We start from the raw sequence: 23462 nt of genomic DNA, 5'->3' as shown, positions 1-23462 counted from the left end.
TTAAAATGGAACTTTTTCGTTGGTGTTTAATGTAAGCTTTGGATTTTTTGACAGAATAGATAAAGGAAATGGTATTATATATAACCTTGAATTAGGTTGTAACGTATACGTTTTTTGCGGAACTGTTTTGTTTACTATAGGAAAAACTCTTGTAATGGTTTTTGCATAATCTGTTTCGTTGTTTAATCTTTTTAGATCGAAAAAACGATTAAAACCCAAAAGCAATTCTTTTCTGCGTTCGTTTATAACAAGCGTCATAGTCTCTTTTCTGGTTGTTGGAACCTCTAAATTTATAGTACCTGATAAAATACGTTTTGCTCTGATTTTATTTAAAACATCAACCGCATCAGCAAATTTGTCTTCTCTGGCATAACATTCGGCCAGCATTAAATAAACCTCGGTAGTTTTCATTCCTACTGTAGAATAAAAAAACTTTGTATATACAGTTGCCCAATATGCCGTATTTGACCCCTGATCCAGATTTGTTGTACTGGTAGAATTGAAAAACAAATTAAAACGGGCATCATTAGTACCAAATAAAGTTCTTAGCTCCGGGCTTATAATATAGCTTTGGGCAAAGTTCATTTCATTATAACCTGTCATGTATTGATAACTCAATACCTCTACATTATTTGATGCCGGTACCGCTACTACGTTTGGTCCGCCTTGTGTGTTGTAGGCAACCATATCAAATATTTGATTGTTATAACTTAGTGATTTTTCTGCAGCTGCCTGAGCACTCGCGATTTCGCGCTTAAACAAGTGAACTTTAGCTTTAAACGCATAAGCAAATGCTAATGAAGGATGATAAACATCAAGTGGTTTTTCCTGAAGATACGGCAACGCCTCCTCAATATCCTTCTGAATAAAATCGTAAACCTGCGCTACTGTAGATTTTGATGGCTGAGCTTCCAGATCATATTTGTCCATGATACAAATACCTCCATCAGTAGCGGCAGTTTGCGGATCAAAAGCTTTTGCATAAGTGTTTATTAACAAAAAATGATCGTATGCTCTGTTAATTTTAGCTTCAGCTTTAGCTAATTGTTTGGTACTTTCGTCTCCTTTACTATTATCGACTAATGTAATAATCGTATTCCATCTGTTGATGTAGTTATACGCCTGATTGTAAAAGCTTGAACCTGTTAATAAGGAAACCCGGTCTGTAGCTTCATCAAAAGTAAAATTGATAATATCGATGTTTGGAGTTCTTCCTACTACGTTGGCTTCTCTCATCCATTGATCGTCTGACAAATACTGAAAGTTATTGATTGGATACCCTCTGTTTGGCAATGATACCATTTCGTAAAATTGTGCAGCGGTTTCGATAACCAAAGCGCCTTTTGGCGTTACGTCTGTGTATTCTTCGCAAGATGTTACAGTTAACATCATTAGCGACAGCACTATAATATATATATGTTTCATTTTTTTAAAGAGTAAGATTAAATCCTAATAAATACGTTTTAGGCAATGGTAAATTACGTGTCCCTGAGTTAGCCGAATAAACCTCTGGATCAATATGATTTCCGGCTGCACTCCAATACCAGATATTATTCATTTGAAGCGTAAACTTAGCAGAAGCAATTTTCATTTTACCGGCAATATTTTTTGGCAAATTATAGCTTAAAGAAATGTTTCTTAGTTTGATATAATCACCATCTACAACATTTACATCCGAATTTCTCCATTGAGAACTGATAGTTCCTGCATAATTTCTAACACTTTCGTCAAAATCTACATACAAACGAGTGTTACCATTTTGATTTGAATCTGTATAACGATCTGCAATACCGGAAAGATTTACAGCATCAGAACTCATATCTATTGTTTCTTTACGCATTACATTTCCGCCTGAGAAAACAAACAACATATTGAAATCAAATTGTCTATAAGAAAATTTTTGAGATAACGAACCTGTGTAAGTTGGTGTAAGGCTTCCCATGTTTACCAAAGCATCAGGGCTATTTATTGTTTTTATACTAGTTGCTACCGGATTACCATTAGTATCAAAAGTAACTGACGGATTTCCGTTTTCATCTAAAACAAAAGGATATCCGTTAACTGTTCCTCCATATTTGTAAGCGTATACGCTATTGTAAACTTCGTTTTCTAAAAAGTAATCGATTGGCGAACTAACATATACTGAAGCAGTCGATTGCGCTCTGGTTACTTTTTTAACCGTAGTTTTATTCAATCCAAAAATTACATTCGATGCAATTTTGAAATTACCATTATTGTACCATTCAGAACCTACACTAAACTCGGCACCTTTATTTTGCAAAGCTCCGGCGTTAATTCTTCTGGTTAAGGCCCCAACGGTAGGATCCAAATCGGTTGTAGCTAATAAATCTGAACTGTATTTACGATACACATCCATACTACCATTTAGTTTTCCACGAAACAAACTATAATCTACACCAAAATTGGTACTCTGTGTTTTTTCCCATCTCAACATCGGATTTGGCTGTGCTGTGATATTGATGTATTGTAAAGATTGGTATAAGACATCATTTTTTCTTGTAGCGGTAACGTACGGAGTTGTAGACTGATCTATATTTCCGTTAATTCCGTAAGTTGCTCTAAGTTTTAACGAAGTAACCCATTTTATTTCTTTCATAAAATCTTCGTTACTTATATTCCATCCTAAACCTGCAGACCATAAAGGGCGGTTTTTATATTTAGGATCTACTCCAAACAAATCTGCTCTGTCTACTCTGTAACTTCCCGTTACATTATATTTAGACAAAAAGGTGTAATTTAAAGTACTAAAAAACGAAAAATAGCGGTGTAAAACCTCAGTCTGTGCTCTGGATACTGTTCCTAAAGTTTTGTTGTTTCCGTATATATAACTTGCAACTCCTGTTTGACTAAGTGCAAGGTTATTGATTACCGCAGAAGTAAGCGTAACGGGATCGTAACCGTATCTTAACTGCTCGATATTACGAGGAACATTGGTTTCTCTCATTTCGAAACCAGCTGCCGCATTGATAGAATGTTTTCCTTCACTAAATTCCTGAGTGTAATCTAATTGGTTTCTAAAAGTATAACTACTTACCTGACTGCTAAGTTGTTTGTATCTTCCTCCGGTAGAAAAACCATCTACATAAGTATAGGCATTTGTAGCTGGATTATATCCTGTTAAGGAATTAATAGCATAACGCATTTTATAAGAATTGATATCGTTAAATTGTTCGTTATCATTTCTTTTTACTTCGTATTGAAATTGTGTATTATAGCTTAAGCCTCTCCACAACTTGGCTTTTATGTTTGCAAAAGCTCTTAAGCTTAGCGATTTTTGTTGTAAAATTCCTTCCTGAAGTGAATTTAAAACATTAAAAGTAACCGGTTTAAAACCACTTAAACTATTTATTTTTGCCGCTACAGCCGGATTAATAACACCTCCGGAAGTAAATCCATCGCTAATACCAACAAATGGCGATATTACAAGATTACCGTTGTCATCAGTAATACGCTCGTATCTTTTTTGAATATCATAATTACCATAACTGGCATCTGTAACATCTTGATTACTTAAAGTTCCATTGATTCCAACGGTTGCTTCTAACCAGTTATTGACCTGGAAACTGCTTTTTGCATAAAGATTAAATGTATTGTTTGTGTTGTATTTGATACGACCTTTTGAATCATCATAATTTAATGAGACATACGTATTTTGTTTTCTTGTACTTCCTGAAAACGTAATATTGTAACGTTGTCTAAATTCATCCTGCCAAACATTATCGCGATAATCTTTATTATAATCGTTCTTTCTCCATTGAGCGATAGTACTGCTGTAATCTGTATTGCTGATTTTCCCGTCCTCCAAATCTCTGTTGAGTTGGTAAAGCGGACTATAATATTTCATGCTGCTGTTTCCAATATCGCCGTAGCTGCTAAACATATTCGCCGTATTGGTAAATCTTGCTCTTTCTCTATTATAAACAGATTGCTCTAAATCGATCAAATCACTTGTCGAAGCATAATTCATATCTCTTAAATTGGGTTTTGTAGAGATAAAAAAATCAGAATTGATGGTCACTTTTAAAGCACCGTTTCCTTTTTTAGTAACCAAAACAATAATACCATTTGCAGCTCTTGAACCATATATAGAAGCTGCCGCTGCATCTTTAAGAACATTTACACTTTCGATATCATAAGGATTAATCTCATCCAGAGTCAATTCTGTAGGAAGACCATCTATTACAATAAGCGGACTATAACCTACTGTATTAGAAAAAGTTCCCATACCTCGTAAAATAGGTTTATCTGCTGCTGAACCGGTTACATTTTTTTGAAACATTAATCCTGCCACACGGCCTTCCAGCGCGCCTGATAAATTACCGTTGATGTTTTCGTTTAAGACTTTTTCACTAACCTGAGCGATTGCCCCCGTAGATTGTACTCTTGACAGCGTTTGATAACCAGTTACTACAACTTCTTTCATTGCCGCTATTTTATCCTCAACAATTAAGGATAAAATATTACGTCCGCCAATGGCAAAAGATTTTTTCTCAATTGTCAATCCAAATACTTCAATGATACCTTCGGCGGGTACATCATGAAAAGAAAAACTTCCATCAAAATCGGTTACAGTTGTTTTGTTTGTACCTGTAATGTTAACAGTTACTCCGGGATAGGGTTCGCCTTTGTTATTTATTACTTTTCCGATTATATCGGTTAATCCGTTTCCCAAGCTCTCCGCCTTTTCTTTTACTGCAGTAACCACAATGGTTTGGTTGGTAATCGTGTACTTTAAATTCTGAGCATTAAAAATCTGATTCAGCGTTTCTTTTACATTCGCATTCTTAACATTAATAGTGACAGGTTTTGAATCTTTTAGCAATTTCTGCGTGTAAAAAACTTCGTAGTTGGCCTGTTTTGCCACTTCTTTCAGTACCGTTTCAAGTGGTGCGCCTTTAAAATTAATTGTAACATTTTGTGCCTGACCTGTAAAACTGCAAAACAGCATAATCACGACACTAAACACTCCTAAATAATGAGAAAAATTAAGTCCCGGAGTTTTCCCCCTAAGTCTCTTGTAAGGTTTTTTTGGTTGTAAATTAAATTTCATACATTTACGTTTGGTTATGGTTAAACAATGGTGAACAACTTATATTGGCTATTAACTATTTTAACAACCAGAGGCATCGCAACTGCTTCTGGTTTTTTAGTTTATAGTCTCAACATAATCGGATAAATATAAAATCAGGGATATACAATAATCGTTTTTCCTTCGACCTTAAATTTTATATTGCTAAGCTCAAGTACTTTAAGCACTTCAGATAAATTTTTATTCATAAACGTACCGCCGTTAAACCTTACATCCGAAACATCGCCGCGGTATTCTGCTTTTACACCATACCAGCGTTCTAATTGTCTCATTACTGTTTTTAAATCGGCATTATCAAATTTAAAACGGCCATTTTTCCAGGCAATAGTTGCTTCTGTATCAACATCCCGAATTGCTATTCTGGCATTTTTTTCAGATACATTCGATTGTTGTCCCGGTTTTAAAATTGCTTTTTGATTTTTATACGTTACCACTACACTACCTTCTAATAAGGTCGTTTTTACCACCGATTCATTATCATACGCATGCACGTTAAAATGAGTTCCTAAAACTTCTATATCCTGCTCGCCTGATTTTACAATAAATGGTTTGTTTTTATTTTTGGCCACTTCAAAATAAGCTTCTCCGTCCAGCTCTACGATTCTTTGATCTCCATTAAACTGTGTTGGATATTTAATAGATGAAACTGCATTTAGATATACTTTGGTTCCATCTGCCAAAACAATATTGTATTGTCCTCCGGTTGGCGTAGAAAGCGTATTAAATGCGTTTGAATTTTCTTTTGAGGCATTGGCATTTGGGTTGATGATATACGTGATCACTCCATTGGCACTCACCTTAATGGTTACTTCTTCTTTCTCCCCTTCTTTGGCAATGGTATCTTTTGCCGAAATATCAGACAGCACAATTTGTTTTCCGTTAGAAAGTGTCAAAATACCGCGGTTTCCTCCGGGAGCAATTTCCTGTGGTTTCTCGGCAACCTGAATAATTTCTGCTTTGGGTTTTGAAAAATAAAATATTCCCGTACCCAGCAATAAAGCTATAGATGCAGCAATTGCGTACTTGTAATAAGGTTTTTTATTTCTTTGTGGAGTTATCTTTTTATTAATGACATTCCATGCAGCATCAAGATCAACATCTTCAATAGTTGTTTCAAAATTGTTTTGTACCTGCTCAAAATACTTCCTGTTAGAAGCAGATTCATTGTACCATGTATCAAAAATTGATTCTTCTTCTGGGGAAAGAGTATCGTTTATTTTCTTTATGATCAGTTTAAATTCCATTTGTAGAATCTCTTTAAATTAACAATTACCTGATGTAATTTATAACTAAGACAAGCGAAACAGAATAATGGGTGACAAAAGATTAAGAAAAAATAAAGAAATAATTAAAAAAATAATATTTAATAAAATGTTTCTTATAAACGATCAAAAAACAAGAGCAATAAAAGCGGGATTGCTTCATTAATTCTAATTCTTGCTCTTTTAAGTTGTGTTTTTACTGTATTAACAGAGATGTCCAATTCATCAGCAATCTCGTTGTACTTATAATTTTCGATAAATTTAAGTTTGAAAATTTGCTTCATACTTTCCGGAAAAGTTTCTATGACTTTTAAAATCTGAACGTACACAATGTTTTTTTCTTCTTCAGAAATAATATCAAGATCGTCTTCTAAAGTTAGTACCGAGTTGAGATCAATTAAATTAAGATCATCCGTAATTTTAATTGATTTAAGGTAATTCAAACATTTATTGCGCACCATAGCATACAAATACGCTTTTAAAGATGTCTTTATTTCGATGTTTTTGGCATTTTCCCATAACGAAATAAATACTTCCTGAACTACATCTTCACTGGTTTGCTGATCAAAAAGAAAATTATTGGCATAAACAACAAGCCCTTTATAAAAATGATTAAAAACGTTTTTATAAACAGTTTTGTTTTGATTTTGAAGTTCTTCTAAGACAATGTTGATATCCAAAGTATGTTTTAATTACCTGTATGGCACAAAAAACAAAACTATACAATTTTAATTTATAAGCAAATTTCAATTCGATTTCTCTGAATAATCACAAAAAACACTTCTGTATTAAAACAATATTAAGAATATGATAATTAAACAATATTTTAATTATTATAAAAAAACAATATTAGTAAATATCTTACTGCGAAAAAATGAAGATTTTTTTACTTTAATACTATTTATCTTAAGTGATTTAATGCCAGTACAACGTGCTAATCGTATTTGTTGTTTTTCCCGAACAAAAACATATTTGTATTTTTATAAAAAAACCTCAAAGTCAAAAACTTTGAGGTTTGAATTTTGTAATAGAATTTACAATAAACGTTCTGTATTCTATATTCTATACTCTATACTCCTTCTTCTTTACTCTTTCTTCTTTCTTCTTTCTTCTTTCTTCTTTCTTCTTTCTTCTTTCTTCTTTCTTCTTTCTTCTTTACTCTTTACTCTTTCTTCTTTACTCTTTCTTCTCTACTCTTTCTTCTTTCTTCTTTACTCTTTCTTCTCCTTCTTCTTAATAAATTTAGTAGCCGCAATATAAATCCCAACCAACACCAAAAAATGGATCAGATAAGACTTAGGTTCACCGTCACCGTTTACTACAGAAAAAACGCGGTTCCATCTTACTTTATTAAGGCCTTTACCATCCTTATCCCAACTGAACCAGATAAATACCGGTTTACCTACAACATGATCAAAAGGCACATATCCCCAAAATCTTGCGTCCAGCGAATTCTGGCGATTATCTCCCATCATCCAGTAATAATCTTGTTTAAAAGTATAAGTTGTAGTTGCTTTTCCGTTTATTATAATATCATTACCCTGAATTTTCAAAGTATTCTTTTCGTATTCTGTTATAATGCGTTTGTAAAAAGGAAGTGATTTGAGGTCTAAGTGTATCGTTTTTCCTTTCTGCGGAATATAAATAGGTCCAAAATTATCGACATTCCAACCCAAAGAAGGAATATGAGGAAACACACCTCCATCCTCACCTTTTGGAGATAAATGTTTTTGAACACCTTTTACAACAGGATTATTTGCTATTGCTGCTGCTTCCTTATCAGTTAAAGTCAGGAAATATTGTCCTGTGTTAGTAAGGGCAAAATCTCCATTTTCGTACTTCATACCTTCTCTGGCACCGTATCGATGCACAAGAGCATCCTGACTAATAGTCTGACCTTTGGTATCTACCAGAAAATTGTATTGTGCCTTAGCACTTGCCGGCAATTTGTCTATTTTCCCATTAATATAAATATTTCCATCACGAATTTCTAAAGAATCGCCCGGCATCCCTACACATCGTTTTACCAAATTTGTTTTTTTATCAATAGGCTTATAATAGTTTCTGTCCGGATTAAAATTATCCATATCACGCAAAGTATCTGCAGGCTGATTAAAAACTACAATTTGATTGCGTTTTATTTTTTCTAATGAAGGAAACCTAAAATAAGGCAATTGAAATTTGTTGAGCAGCGATGTTTCCTTTTTCGTAGCATCATCACTAAATAAATATGATTTTTTACCCGTTAAAGGAATGGAGTCATGCACCATAGGCAATGCAACTGTAGTCATTGGGGTTCTGGCACCAAAGTTTATTTTACTTACAAATAAAAAATCTCCGGTATACAATGTTTTTTCTAATGATGATGACGGAATCGTAAAAGGCTGTACAATATAGGTATGCACCAATGTAGCTACAATAATAGCAAACAACAGAGAAGCAATCGTATCTTCGGTATTTGATTTTGGTTTTAAATCTCTATTCTCAATATAGGTTAGCTTTTCAGCAGTATAATTTAAAAAAGTAATATAGAATCCTAATGTTACTAAAACCAAGGCAATATCCAGCTTTGAGTCTTTTCCAAAACTTCTGATCGTTTCTATCCAGACTACTGGAATCATGATCAGGTTAATAATAGGAACGAAAAGAAGGAAAACCCACCAACGCGGACGGTTTATAATCTTCATTAAAATTACCAAATTATAAATGGGTATAAAGGATTCTAAAGGTTTTCTTCCCGCTTTTAGATACAATTTCCAGGTAGATAAACCATGAATAACCTGCATTATTAAAATAAACACAATCCATTCTGATACATTCATTTTTTGAGTTTTTTTATTGTTTTTTTTATAAAATTTTGAGTGCTGTCAAAGCGAATACCTATCAGAAAATAAACTTGACAATTGTTACTGGAAAACCAAACAATCGATGCAGCAAAATCTACACTGATACTTTATATAGGTAGTTTTTTAATTAAATTGTTACAATAGTCAACAAAAAACTTCTTAAGCTTTTATATCTTTTATTAAATGTATTATTAATGATATTCCGGAAAAGTCCTGTATTTGGTGGTCTTAACTTGTTGAAAGCAGCCTTATTTTAATTTTGGATGAAGAAAAAAAACCCGCAAAATCAGAATAATGTTTACGATTTTTACAAAACTCACACACTTCATAATTACAAATCATCATAATAACAAGGCTTTACAGTTGTATTTTATAATTTTTTCAAATTATTATATAAGTACAAATAGCAGTATTCTAAGTAATTTTAAAATAAATTAAAACTTACAAATTATGAAAACAAATAATCAAAATCCAAACAACGGTACAAAAACCGGTTCTGATAATCGAAGTGATACCAGAAAACATCAGTATAAAGATCATGATGAAGTTTTAACAAATGATGAAAACTACGATGTTGACACTCAAAAATTTAAAGGCCAAGAACCTGACTTCGATGATAAACTGAACAATGAAGAGAAAAAATAAAATTGTAATATCTCAAACTTGTGATATTTAACTCGCGCGAATGTCATTGGCTTCGCGCATTTTTTTTATAAAACTTAAAAAAGTTTATCTTTAAATATCTCAAAATCAATAGGCAAAACAAGCGATCCTAACCACTATTTTTACTTATTTTTGTACATTCAAATTATTTCCTATGAAACGTTCCGGTACAGCAGATCTTCCGTTACATTACGGTCAGGTTCCTTTATGGCTTTCTGAACGAATGGCCAAACTGGGTTTTGCCATTGTAGAAACGATTGCCATGGAATTTTCTACTTCGGAGGTAATTAGTAAACTAAGTAATCCTTTCTGGTTTCAGAGTTTTGGTGCTGTAATGGGAATGGACTGGCATTCATCCGGGATAACTACTTCTGTGCTTGGAGCCTTAAAAAAGTCTGTAAACCCGCATTCAAAAGAACTGGGCATTTATATTTGTGGAGGAAAAGGCAAAAATTCGCTTCTTACGCCACAGGAACTTTTATTTGTAGGCGAAAAAACAGGTCTCGACGGTAATAATCTTGCCAATTGCAGCCGACTTACGGCCAAAGTTGATAACACCGCCATTCAGGACGGATTTCAATTGTATCAGCATAATTTTATTGTAGACAATAAAGGACAATGGGCGGTTATTCAGCAAGGCATGAATCCTAATTCTAAAACGGCACGAAGATATCATTGGCATTCACCGGATTTAAAGTCTTTTATAAACGAACCTCATACGTTTATTTATGGCGAAAATCAAGGCACTATTTTAAATCTTACTGCTCAGGCGGCCACGAAATCCAGAGAAGGTATCCTGGAATTATCAAAAGAATCGCCGACCAAAATCATGAAAGAGATGCAATATCTCTCTATGCCCGCACATCATGATGTAAGAATGGAAGATGTAAACATGAAAAGACTTGGCGCAATGCTCTGGACAACGCATGAAAATAAGCCGGAAGATTTTGAAGAACTCTTACTTTTAAAAGGAATGGGACCAAGAGCTTTGCAATCACTGGCATTGGTAAGTGAAATAATTTATGGTACGCCTACCCGATTTGAAGATCCGGCCCGTTTTTCATTTGCGCACGGCGGGAAAGACGGACATCCTTTTCCTGTTCCGGTAAATATCTACGATGAAACAATTGATACCTTGCAAAGAGCCATTAATAGTGCTAAAATAGGCAACAGCGATAAGATACAAGCCATTCAGAAATTATCTGAAATTTCGAGAAAAGCCGAAGAAAGTTTTACACCCAACGAAAACTTTAATGCCCTGATTCAAAGGGAACGTGATGAATCTCACAAATATGGAGGAAGAACCATTTTTGGAGACGCAAAACCTCCTAAAATTAAACCCATAAATCCCAATAATCAGTTGGAGTTATTTTAAACCGATTAAAATTTTAATTGATAGTAATTTCTTAACTAAACTTATAAAATATTGACGTACATTAGTTTACAAATTTAAAATAAGTTGAAATTTCGAAAAACATCATACGTTATATCTTATTTGAGATCAGGTTTTAATGCCAAATTTTATTTCTTAATCTAGATTAACAGACAGATCTTCCCTTCGTCTGTAAGTTTGTATTAGAAATTCGACAACACAAAAAGTACATTAAAAATTTATATTTAATTGCATCCCAAGTTTGACAATTTTCTTTTAAAATTAATCTAAAACCAAAATAAGATGAGTACAATTACAGTAAAAGACGGAACAGAGATTTATTACAAAGATTGGGGAACAGGACAACCAATAGTTTTTCACCACGGATGGCCTTTATCAGGCGATGACTGGGACAACCAAATGATGTTTTTTCTAAAAAAAGGTTACAGAGTTATTGCGCATGACCGTCGTGGGCACGGTCGCTCAGGTCAAAGCTCAGAAGGAAACAATATGGAAACTTATGCTGCAGACGTTGCTGAACTTACCGCTGCCCTTGATTTAAAAAATGCTATACATGTTGGTCACTCAACTGGCGGTGGCGAAGCGATACGCTATGCTGCAAAATACGGAAAAGGACGCGTTGCAAAAGTGGTTATTATTAGCGCCGTAACTCCCATAATGATAAAAAATGAAGCAAATCCTGATGGTGTTCCTTTAGCTATTTTTGATGAAATAAGAGAAGGTACAGGATTCAGCAGAGCGCAATATTTTTATGATTTCCCAATCGCTTTTTACGGATGGAACCGCGAAGGAACGACAATTCAGGAAGGCATTAAACATAATTGGTGGCGTCAGGGAATGATGGGATCCGTATTAGCTCATTATGAAGGAATTAAAGCTTTCTCTGAATCAGATTTTACAGAGGATCTTAAGAGTTTAGAGATTCCGGTTCTTGTGTTGCATGGCGAAGACGATCAGATTGTACCTTACAATCAGGCACCTAAAGCTGCAAAACTTTTGAAAAACGGAAAACTTATATCCTATCCCGGATTTCCTCATGGTATGCCAACCACAGAAGCAGAAACAATCAATAAAGATATTCTGGAGTTTATAAAATAATTATTGATACTATTTGAATCGATAAAATTAAATAAATTACAATATAAAAAAATCCCAATTCAATGGGATTTTTTTGTGCTTTTACTTTTTCATCCTGACCAAAGAAACATCATCAACATAACAAAATGCTTTTGCTTTTCCTTCTGCCAGAAAACCAACTTCGGCCTTTCCTCCTTTTATAGGAATGTTGGTAATAGTGATGGTTTTCCAGGATTCATTTTTTTCTTTGATATTGTATTGTAGTTTTTTTTCGTTACTTAAAACGTACATTTCCAGATTGCTGAAATCAGCACTGTTTTTTATTTTAGCCGTTAAAGTGTACAATCCGTTTTCGAGTTTTACGTAGGGCGAAGAGCTAATGGTTTGGAATGTTTTTCGTTTAAAATTGATTTTATCACTGATATTCAGGCTTTTTTCGCCAATAACCACTTTTCTTTCGTTTTGAGTATTAAAATGATTTAAAACTGGAGAATGAATGCTGTCTAATCCTATCGGGTTTCCTTCAATAACTTCACTTGCCCAACCCGTTAGTTGTATTTGTACCGGTTTTACAGGGCTCGGAATGTGCCTGCGATCCGCTTCGAAACTTCCGTTTTTAATATAATTATTGTCATCAGCTACTTTCCATATACCGGTTTTTTCTTCCAGATTCCAGGAACTTAATGAATTAAAATAAGGCGTTGTACCATCAAAAGAAAGTGGACACCATTGATTGTATCCTAATCCGTTTCCGGCAAAATTGGCCCATCTGTCACCACAGAAAACGATGGTTTCCTGCTTGTTTCCTTTTACAGAAAAGAAAAATCCTGTTTGCGAAACATGCGCAAAATCCTCCGAAGCGCCATTCATCACCAACATTTCATTTGTTGGAAGATATGGCCCTCTAATATCATCAGCCACTAAGTAATAAGCAAATGATCCATCCCAGCCATAAATATTCGAGGCAAACATATAATACTTATTTTGGTACTTGAAAAGGCAATTTCCTTCGCGGCTTTCACCTTTAAAAACTTCGGTACAATCCAGTAAATTGATTTTTTCGTCTTTAATGCCAATTTCCGAAACGTATATTTTGTTTCTGCCTCTTCCGTACGAATAAATAAGGTACGATTTTCCGGTATCTTCATCTGTAAAAATCGTTTGATCGCCCGTATTACTCGTCCCGATCATTTTTTCCATATTTATTTTCTGATGCCATTCGAACTGACCTGTTGGGGTATCTGAAACAGTAATTAAAACTTCTTTATCATGCTGAACAAACATGGCATATTTTTTCCATTCTTTTATATACGCCACTCCCAAACGGCCGACCCACGTTTTACCGTTTTGATTGACTTTTTCTTTCGATAAAACATCTGCTTCAAAAACCCAATTCACCAAATCGACAGAACTATAACACGTAACCGACTGAAAAGTCGCATTAGGCAAAGTTACCGACGGATCATTTCGATACGTATCCGCTTCGGCATAATGAACGCCGTACCAATAATATTTTTGTTTTCCCGTAACAGGATCAGCAAATTTAAATATTCCTCCACCCTGACTATTAATAGGCTGTTCGTCTTTAGTATACCTAAAAACATCATTTTTAATATTTAATAATTGAGCTGAAACCTTATAAATACTGCATAAATTGATCATAAACAAAAAAATCAATATGGCTTTTAGGGAATACTTTCTTTTGATTTTCATTTTTTTTAAGCTTTTTATTAAAATAGAAATTTTAACCCAATCAATTTTTAGCGACAAAATTCACTACATTTTCATGAATGGATTTTTCACCCGAAACCTTATCAGCAGCAACATTTTTAAGGAAAACATTCTCTACCGGAAGTTCTTTTTGCGCCAAAATCCTGGAAACAAACTTGACATTAGTTGCTTTTATATTTTCGAGATAGACGTTTTTTATTGGTGTCAGTCTGCGTTCAATTGTGGGTACTAAATCTCTCCATTGGTACAAAACATCCGTTTCGATTCCCAGAACTCCTTCGTCGATTTTGCCCGATGTTATGTTACTCATATAAATATTATTTACGTAGCCGCCTCTTCGTTCGTTGGTTTTTATAAATAACAAATGATTGAGTTTTGCCCCATCCACGACAGTGCAATTGTCTATAAATACATTTTCTATTCCGCCCGAAAGTTCGCTTCCTATTGCTACTAATTGATGTCCGTTTTTAACGATACAATTGCGCATTACAATATTTTTCGAAGGTGTATTTAATCGCCATGCATCCTGATTACTTCCTGATTTTATAGCAATGGCATCATCTCCCTGATCAAAAACACAGTTTTCTATCAACACATTTTGGCTCATTTCAGGATCAACTCCGTCGTTGTTATGTCCGTGCGCGTAGACTTTTAGGTTTCTAAGCACCACATCTTTAGACAAAAAAGGATGAATCGTCCAGAACGGACTATTGGTAATCGTAATCCCATCCATCAAAATATTTTCGCAACGATTGAACTGAATAAACTGCGGACGAAAATGCGCCGAATCATTCACCATTTGTCTTTCTTTCATTGGTTTGTTGTACGAAGCCAGATAATACAGTCGTTTCAGGTTTTCCATATGCGGTTTTGGGCGGGCAAACCATTCTTTCCAAACGTCCATTTTTGCTTTCAATTCGCCTTCTCCCGTAATCGCAATATTCTTGCATTGGTACGCATAAATCAAAGGTGAATAATTGTAACATTCGTATCCTTCCCAAGTCGAGCGAACGGCTGGCAAATAATCATTTGGATCTTCTGAAAACAGTAATACCGCACCTTTATTGAGATGAAGATTTACATTACTTTTAAAATGGATTTTCTTTGTAAGCCATTCTCCTTCCGGAATCACCACAATTCCGCCGCCTGCTTTATTGGCTTTGGCAATCGTTTTATTAATCGCTTCTGATGTTTTTTCTTTATTGCCTTTAATAGCTCCAAAATCTGTAATCGAAAATTGTTTGCATTTACTAAAATCAGGAATTTTGATCGCCGGCATTTCAAAAGGCGCTTTTACTACGACTTCTGTTTGAGTTACAGAAGTTGCATCTTTTTTGAAGGATAAAAAAATAAGCGAGACTAAAAGGCAATAGCAAAACGTTATTTTTTTCATGATGGAGTTTTATTTTTTTTTAATTAATTTATTCACAATAAAAGAAAAACCATTTTTTTTAAAACACATAGAAACATAGCTTTTGTTTACTAAAAAAGGCATTTCACTTAATAAAAATGCACATAGCTATGTGAAGAAATATATTTCTTTTTGCTTCCTTTTTCTACACATTAAATCTATGTTTCTATGTGTTTAAATGAAGCTATTCACGATAGTATCCTGATAAAGAATTAAACAGATTAAAAAGTAAATCTGCAACCCGAGCGATAGCGAACAGGCGAAGCAAATCTGCGAGAAAAAATTTTTAACGCTTTGCTAAAAAATATAATGCCCGAAGGATATCGGGCATTAGACCACAAAAAACCACTTTTGCTTTAAACAAACTTAAAAACTTAAACAATCTATCTTTAATTGCCTTATTAAATTTCAGACAATATCATTTTCAACAAATGCATTTTATACAGTAGCAATTATGCTTTGTAATTTGCTTTTGTAAAATAATACAATCAAAAAAAGAAAACTATCCTGTACTATCCTTTCTTATTGATCAATTTTATATTAAAAATTAAAGATTTCATTAAACAAATAATCAAATTGCAAAAGTATATCTCAAGAACAGCCATTATAACAAACGATTTCATAATTTTAAAATTCTGATAAACTTTCAAACAAAAAAATAAATACGTTTTCTTTTTAACATCATAGTACAGGATACTTTATCGAAACAGAAATTTTAGATTTGAAAATCAAATAAATTAAAACCCTGAAAAATTGATAAAAATCAGCACCCTTTTATTTTGTTTTTGTATGCCGGCTTTTTTATTTGCCACGCAGCCAAAAGTAAATTCGACAGCTAATGATAAGGACGCAAAATCTTTGTTGTTTTATTTTGGCACTGCCGCAAAAACTTCAAAAGGAACAATAGTTAAGAACGCAGTTGCATATAATTCAAGTTTAGGTTATGGATTTGATTCTAATTCAGTTTCGAATGTCAACATCAACTCAAATTCTTTTTCTACCACAAAACCTACTTACTTTTCGGTAAAAGTTCCTGAAGGCAATTATCAGATCGAAGTAGTTTTAGGAAGCAATGAAACTCCATCAAATGTCACCATAAAAGCCGAATCGCGAAGATTAATGCTAAGGGAATTCCCAATACAAAAAGGTCAAAAAGTAACAAAAACTTTTAATGTGAATGTAAGAAACATTAAAATCGATGATCAAACGAATATCAGCCTGAAAGACAGGGAAAAAGAGATTTTTAATTGGGATGATAAACTAACCCTTGAATTTTTAGGTGAAGTTACTGTTCACAGTATAAAAATCACTCCAAAAGACAATCTTACAGTTGTTTATCTGGCTGGAGATTCAACGGTTACAGATCAGGATGTAGAGCCATGGGCATCGTGGGGACAATTTATTACCAATTATTTTGATGATACTGTTGTGGTGGCCAATTATGCGTATTCAGGATCTTCATTGAGTTCTTTTAAAGGAGCAAATCGCTTAAAAAAGATACTTTCGCAAATTAAAAAAGGAGATTATTTGTTTGTGGAATTTGGGCATAATGACGAAAAAATCAAAGGCGAAGGAAATGGAGCCTGGAGATCTTATTCAGAATTATTGAAGGAATTCGTTCAATCGGCCAAAGATAAAGGAGCGATTCCGGTTTTGGTAACGCCTACGCAAAGAAGGTTCTTTAATGAAAATGGCACTTTAAAAGAAACTCACGGCGAATTTCCTGATGGAATGCGCGCTGTTGCCCAAAAAAACAACATTGCCCTTATCGATATTACCAAAATGACAACTGTATTATACGAAGCCTGGGGCGACGAAGTTTCAAGAAAAGCTTTTGTGCAATATCCTGCGAATACATTTCCGGGACAGGAAAAAGCGCTGGACGATAATACTCATTTTAATAGTTTTGGAGCCAACGAAATTGCACTTTGCGTTCTTAAGGGAATTCGTGAGCTTGATATTCCGTTACAAAAACAAATTAAAAAAGAAACTCCGGATTACAATCCAAATAAACCTAATTTTATTTCCAGCTGGACTCTGCCTATGAGTGCTCGTTTCGAAATTGCGAAACCAGATGGCAACTAACTAACCTACCAAAGAATTCAAACCAATTATGATGCTCAAAAACACCATTCAAAAGTTTAGTATTATTGCTTTTACGCTTTTTATATCCCAAAATAATTCGGCGCAGCAAACAGATAAAATCTATCTTTCGGGAAAAGATTTCGAACATCCCGTACAATGGGATTTTTATTGTACCGGCGGAAATAACAGTAAAGTCTGGTCTAAAATAAATGTTCCTTCGCAATGGGAATTAGAAGGTTTTGGCGAATATACCTACGGAAGATGGTACAAGGAGCTGAACCAAAAAGAACCCAGCAAAGAAGAAGGTTTGTATAAATATGAATTTGAAATTCCTGCCAATTATAAAGACAAAGACGTTGTAATTGCTTTTGGCGGCGCGATGACGGATACCGAAGTAAAAGTAAACGGAAAACTGGCCGGAGCTATTCATCAGGGCGGTTTTTATGAATTTAAATATGATATTTCATCCTTATTAAAATTTGGTTCCAAAAATATATTGGAAGTTCATGTCTGGAAACATTCTGCTAATAAATCTGTAAATGCTGCCGAAAGAAGAGCCGACTGGTGGTTGTTTGGAGGTATTTATCGCCCGGTTTGGCTGGAAGTTTCCCCGAAATCCCATATCGAAAATATCGCTGTAAACCCAAAAATGGACGGTTCAATAACAGTTGACCTGAACCTGAAAAACATCCCAAAAAACACTACTCTCGAAGCTTCGTTAAAAGGCTCGAATGGAGAAAATTTTCAAACTTTTACTTTTCCTGTTAAAGCAAAAAGCACTAAAGAAAGTATTGCAGCACAATGGAATAAAGTAAAACCGTGGGATCCTGAAAATCCTAATTTATACAATCTGGAATTGGTTTTAAAACAAAACGGAACCATTCTGCATCAATACAACAAACGAATTGGTTTTAGAACTTTAGAGTTTAAAAAACAGGACGGGATTTATGTAAACGGCACTAAAATTATCATGAAAGGAATTAATCGTCATTCATTCTGGCCAGAAGGCGGACGAAGTACCAGCAAGCGTATCAGCGAATTAGACGGTAAATTATTAAAAGACATGAATATGAATGCGGTTCGTGGCCATTATCCGCCGGACGATCACTTTCTGGCAGTTTGCGATTCGTTAGGACTTTTTGTTTTGAATGAATTGGCGGGCTGGCAAAACTCGTATGATACAGAGACGGGAACAAAATTGGTGAAGGAAATGGTGACGCGCGATGTCAATCATGCATCGGTAATTATTTGGGACAATGGTAACGAAGGCGGCTGGAACTACGATGTCGATAAAGTTTTTGCTGATAATGATCCTCAAAAAAGAATTGTGATTCATCCGTGGGCTGATTTTAACGGCTGGGATACACACCATTATCCGACTTATTTAACAGGAATGCACCGTTTTAATGCCGGTGAAAATGTATTTTTCCCTACCGAATTCATGCACGGAACGTACGATAACGGACACGGAGCAGCTCTAGAGGACTTCTGGAACCGTTATAAAGAAAGTCCGTTGTTTGCCGGAGGATTTATGTGGGCCATGCTCGATGAAGCCGTAAAACGCTCTGACTGGACGGGCGATGTAAAATTTGATTCGAAAGGTTCGCTTGCCGCCGATGGAATTCTGGGACCGCATCGCGAAAGAGAAGGAAGTTATTATACGGTAAAAGAAGTTTGGGCGCCTATTCAGTTTCAGCCCAAACAAGTTACAGCAACTTTTGACGGTTCTTTTTTAATCAAAAACGATTATCTTTTTAGTAATCTGAATTCCTGCAAAATGGAATTTAAAGTATTAAAATCAGATAATGACGTACTTTATACAAATGGTGTTGCGAAGGAAATTAGTGCGGGTAAAATTGAAATTCCGGGTATTGATCCGGGAGAAACACGTAAAATTCAATTTGCTGTTCCTAACAATTTTGCCGAAGGAGATATTTTGTCTGTAACTGCTTATGATCAATTCAATAAAGAAATTTATACCTGGACATGGCCTATTCATAAAGCAAAATTTTATGCGGATAAGTTTTTAGCTGTTCAAGATACAAAAACCAAAGCTTCAGGAATTAAAACAGGAAACGAAATTACTTTAAAAGGAAACGATATAACGGTTACAATAGATGCTGCAACGGGTGAAATTGTAACAATAAAAAACAAAACAGCAACGATTCCGCTTACCAATGGTCCTCGCCCAATTGGCATGAAAGCGAAATTAAAAGACATTCAGGTTTCTCAGGAAGGTGATAAAGCCGTTTGTAAAGTCAACTATTCAGGCGGATTATCTTCTATAAAATGGATCATGGAGCCGGACGGAAGATTTAAAATGGAATTGGTTGCCTTAAAAAATGCTTCTGGCGGAGAAGGTTTCGATGGTGCTTTTTTTGAAGATAAAATCAACTCTTTCGGAATCACTTTTAGTTTTCCTGAAAAAGAAGTTACAGGTATTAAATGGTTTGGAAGAGGTCCGTACCATGTCTGGAAAAACAGAATAAAAGGAACGACTTACGGCATTTGGGAGAAAGAATACAACAATACTATTACGGGAGAAAGTTTTGAGAACCTTATTTATCCTGAATTCAAAGGATATCACGCCAATTTATTAGGCGCGAACCTAAAAGCCGGAGCTTCATCATTTAAAGTTTTTAGCGAATCTGATAATTTATTTTTAAGATTATTTACTCCAGATTTGCCTAAAAATGCTTTCACCGGAAGTTATCCTCAACCCGCATTTCCGGAAGGCGATATTTCTTTCATGTACGAAATTCCGGCGATGAGAGATTTCAAACCTTTAGAACAACAAGGGCCTCAAAGTCAGCCAACCAACATTCGTATTAAAAGCGGTGATGATGGGATTAAAATGAATTTATGGTTTGATTTTAGAAACTAGCTGTATGTTTATTTAACCGCAAAGAACGCAAGTTTTTTTTGATCATTGTTTTTTATAAAAATGCAAAGTTCGCAAAGCTGTATATTGATATAGCTTTGCGAACTTTGCATTTTTATAAAAAACAACTAAAAAATCTTAGCGAACTTTGCGTAAACCTTTGCGCTCTTTGAGAGTTTAACCGCAAAGAACGCAAGTTTTTTTAACTTTTAGAATTATATATAAACGCAAAGATCGCAAAGCTGTATGTTGATATAGCTTTGCGATCTTTTCATTCTAAACAAAAAACAACTAAAAAATCTTAGCGAACTTTGCGTAAACCTTTGCGCTCTTTGCGGTTAAATTCTCATTTCAAACCCATAACCCATAACTCATAACTAAAACCCTGTCTTATAAACTGCCAATTGATCCAGTACAATTCCGGTTTGGTTGACTTGTATTGTAACGGTATGTTTTCCTTTTGAAACATTCGAAACAGGAAGTTTTACAATCGCACTATTTCGCAATACATTTTCTTTCCAGGTATTCTCTCTGTCTTTTGTATTGGTTTTAAAAAATTGTATTGCATTTCCGTCCAGTTGAATACCTATTTCATGATCGAAATTGTTAGCGTGTGTGGGCAATAAACGAACCTCGATAGTGTAATTATCTTGTTGATCAATTTCAAATTCATAAGAAACATCAGGTTTTTCATTTTTAAAAATATGCTGATCAAACGGAAATAAAGTAATCGCATTATTACTGTATCCCAAACCGTTAATTGGTTTCCACTTGTATTCTTTTGCATCTTGTTTACCACTGAATTTATTCGCCTGAATATCGATTCGATTCGTTGTTTTAATAGCCATTTCTTTTGAAAAAGTATTTTTTTTAACCGAATCAAAAACGGGCAGATTTCTCGGATGCATCGACATCATATAATTCCATTTTCCATCACTTAATTTCGTGTTGTAAAAATCCGTTAATTCCTTGATTTTCTGATAAGATTCCGAAGCTAATAATTCATATTTATTCTTCTGATTTTCATCTGAAGTTGTGGCTTCTAAATTCCAATACAAAAATTTATGATTCATATAAGCGGATCCTTTTACCGGATATTCCACCAACTGAAACCACGCAGCTTTTCTTTCTGCAGGAACAAAAGCCGACAAACTATCTACTTTTTTAATGAGCGCATCATAGGCTTTTATTCTGTTCAGAGATTCTTCCTTTGTAAAATCAGAAAGTTTTATGGGAGTTGTTGGTTCCGTTTGGCTCCAACCCATATATTCCGGTTTTCTTAGTGAGGCCAATCGGTAATATTCCTCAAAAACAATACTCAAATCAGTTGCAATTTCAGGCGTAAATTCTCTTGAAATCCAATCCTTCAAATATTGGCTAAGTCCGTCTGATTTTATACTGTTGATATTCCATGCCAAATCCAGAAAAAGTTCGGTATCATATTCTGCCGGTTTTATATCGCCCACATTTACAATCCACATTTTTTTTGCACCGTTTTCATAGGCTTTAGTCATTTCATACCAGATCAAACCCGGTTGTGTCGTACTTAACCAAAGATAATCATGCGGCCTTCCCCAATAACTTATATGATAATACACACCACTTCCACCCGACCTTTTTTGTTCTTCACGATTACTCAAACGACGTATATAACCGTAATTATCATCGGGCCAAACCAAAGTTATGTCATCAGGAATTTTAAGTCCGTTATCATATAATTCTAAAACTTCTTTGTACGGAACAAAAGCTTGCGGAATATCTGCCAAAGGCTTTTTGAAGGTATTCGAAAGCATTTCACGCTGATTTACAATGATTTTTTCGACCATAGCAATCGATTCTGCTAAATCTTTTGCGCCTTCCATTTTACTATCATGAACGCCTCGCATACCCAATGTCATAATAGTTTCGTTCTGAGCCAGTTTTAATTCATCCAAACGATCCTGCCAGTATTTATCGACCTGTGTTTTATTCGTAAAATAATTATAATCGCCATGAATTTTTGGTTTCCATTCGTCAACATTGTTACGAAGCATAGGTTCTGCATGCGATGATCCGATAACGATATGGTATTTTTGCGCCATTTCCTTATTTCCCGCAATAGTAAAAAAACCTTTTGTAGACGGATGCATCGCCGGCCAAATGGTATTGGCTTTTAATCTCAGCAACAATTGAAATATTTTCTCGTACGTTTTGGGGCCAATATCTCCCGTTTCTTTTTCGAAAGTTTTAGCGGCCCACGGCTGTAATCCCCAATCTTCATCGTTTAAAAAAATGCCGCGGTATTGTACAGATGGCGATGTTATGATTCCCTTTCGGGGAAGTTGTAATGCCAGATTTTCTTTTTTGATCGAATGAACATCTGCCCACCATTTCCAGGGAGAAACACCCAGTCGTTCTGTTATTTCAAAAATAGCATATACAGTTCCCCGAACATCTGATCCGGCGATTAAAAGATTGTCTTTTTCTTTTTGGATGGAGAATTTTTCCCATTGATTTAAAAGTCCTTTCTGAGTTGCTTTCGATTTAAAAAAAGAAGAAGATACCTGCCCAATATAAATACCTTTTTTAGAAATGGTATTCGTCTGAATAATCTCAGGTCGCTTCCCGGTAATATCTTTTACATCATCCGCCAATTCATTTACCGCCCAAATAATCAAAGGATCGGTATTTTTATCGATATAAATGGATGTTACTTTATTAGAATCTGTAATAGAAAAGTCGCTTAGATTCTTATTTTGACTATAAGAACTTAAAGTTGAGATTGTGAAAATTAATACTGCTATTTTCTTCATTTTGAATTATTTTAAAATGGCTCACGGATGGAACGGATTTTTACGGATTTACGCTGTTTTTTTTGCCGCTAAGGTGCTAAGGCACAAAGTTCTTTTTCTTATTGGGTTAATTAATCTCGCAAAGGCGCAGAGTCGCAAAGCTTTTTTATTTTGACCTTTGCAAAATGCTAAGTGACAAAGTTTTTTATTTGAAATACATTAAATCATTTTG

The 23462-nt window shown here is 34.6% G+C and carries 13 protein-coding genes; 5 read left to right on the top strand and 8 right to left on the bottom strand.

What is annotated here, in order from left to right; all coding sequences use genetic code 11:
* The 5 genes from LNP81_RS17295 to lepB form a co-directional block, all read right to left on the bottom strand.
* Positions 1-1425: a RagB/SusD family nutrient uptake outer membrane protein gene (locus tag LNP81_RS17295; protein WP_230037997.1), complete on the bottom strand. Its 1425-nt coding sequence runs from the start codon at positions 1423-1425 to the stop codon at positions 1-3.
* Between the two features lie 4 nt (positions 1426-1429).
* A complete protein-coding gene (locus LNP81_RS17290; RefSeq protein ID WP_230037995.1) occupies positions 1430-5071 on the bottom strand; it encodes a SusC/RagA family TonB-linked outer membrane protein in 3642 nt (1213 codons plus the stop codon).
* 134 nt (positions 5072-5205) lie between these two features.
* Positions 5206-6354, bottom strand: a complete 1149-nt coding sequence (locus LNP81_RS17285) for a FecR family protein (protein WP_230037993.1) — start codon at positions 6352-6354, stop codon at positions 5206-5208.
* A 134-nt stretch (positions 6355-6488) separates the two neighbouring features.
* Positions 6489-7052, bottom strand: a complete 564-nt coding sequence (locus tag LNP81_RS17280) for an RNA polymerase sigma-70 factor (RefSeq protein WP_230037991.1) — start codon at positions 7050-7052, stop codon at positions 6489-6491.
* 531 nt (positions 7053-7583) lie between these two features.
* The gene (lepB, locus tag LNP81_RS17275; protein ID WP_230037989.1) at positions 7584-9194 is read right to left on the bottom strand and encodes a signal peptidase I; all 1611 of its coding nucleotides are present in this window, start codon (positions 9192-9194) and stop codon (positions 7584-7586) included.
* Positions 9195-9668: 474 nt separating this feature from the next.
* On the opposite strand from lepB, the gene LNP81_RS17270 reads away from it, so the two are divergent.
* The 3 genes from LNP81_RS17270 (at position 9669) to LNP81_RS17260 (ending at position 12372) form a co-directional block, all read left to right on the top strand.
* Positions 9669-9863, top strand: coding sequence for a hypothetical protein (locus LNP81_RS17270; RefSeq protein WP_230037987.1), 195 nt, complete (start codon positions 9669-9671; stop codon positions 9861-9863).
* A 172-nt stretch (positions 9864-10035) separates the two neighbouring features.
* Positions 10036-11256, top strand: a complete 1221-nt coding sequence (locus tag LNP81_RS17265; protein ID WP_230037985.1) for a DUF763 domain-containing protein — start codon at positions 10036-10038, stop codon at positions 11254-11256.
* 300 nt (positions 11257-11556) lie between these two features.
* Positions 11557-12372: an alpha/beta fold hydrolase gene (locus tag LNP81_RS17260; RefSeq protein WP_230037983.1), complete on the top strand. Its 816-nt coding sequence runs from the start codon at positions 11557-11559 to the stop codon at positions 12370-12372.
* Between the two features lie 81 nt (positions 12373-12453).
* Here the strand turns inward: LNP81_RS17260 and LNP81_RS17255 are convergent, their stop codons facing one another.
* Both LNP81_RS17255 and LNP81_RS17250 read right to left on the bottom strand, forming a co-directional pair.
* The gene (locus LNP81_RS17255; RefSeq protein ID WP_230037981.1) at positions 12454-14064 is read right to left on the bottom strand and encodes a family 43 glycosylhydrolase; all 1611 of its coding nucleotides are present in this window, start codon (positions 14062-14064) and stop codon (positions 12454-12456) included.
* A gap of 40 nt (positions 14065-14104) precedes the next feature.
* Positions 14105-15475: a glycoside hydrolase family 28 protein gene (locus LNP81_RS17250; RefSeq protein WP_230037979.1), complete on the bottom strand. Its 1371-nt coding sequence runs from the start codon at positions 15473-15475 to the stop codon at positions 14105-14107.
* Positions 15476-16282: 807 nt separating this feature from the next.
* On the opposite strand from LNP81_RS17250, the gene LNP81_RS17245 reads away from it, so the two are divergent.
* Positions 16283-17578, top strand: a complete 1296-nt coding sequence (locus LNP81_RS17245; protein ID WP_230037977.1) for a rhamnogalacturonan acetylesterase — start codon at positions 16283-16285, stop codon at positions 17576-17578.
* Between the two features lie 28 nt (positions 17579-17606).
* A complete protein-coding gene (locus LNP81_RS17240; RefSeq protein WP_230037975.1) occupies positions 17607-20462 on the top strand; it encodes a glycoside hydrolase family 2 protein in 2856 nt (951 codons plus the stop codon).
* Between the two features lie 374 nt (positions 20463-20836).
* Here the strand turns inward: LNP81_RS17240 and LNP81_RS17235 are convergent, their stop codons facing one another.
* The gene (locus tag LNP81_RS17235; protein ID WP_230037973.1) at positions 20837-23251 is read right to left on the bottom strand and encodes a glycosyl hydrolase 115 family protein; all 2415 of its coding nucleotides are present in this window, start codon (positions 23249-23251) and stop codon (positions 20837-20839) included.
* Positions 23252-23462: the final 211 nt, after the last annotated feature.

Source organism: Flavobacterium piscisymbiosum (assembly GCF_020905295.1).
GTDB lineage: Bacteria > Bacteroidota > Bacteroidia > Flavobacteriales > Flavobacteriaceae > Flavobacterium > Flavobacterium piscisymbiosum.
The sequence above is the reverse complement of the archived record's forward strand: the minus strand, read 5'-3'. Positions and strand labels throughout refer to the sequence as shown.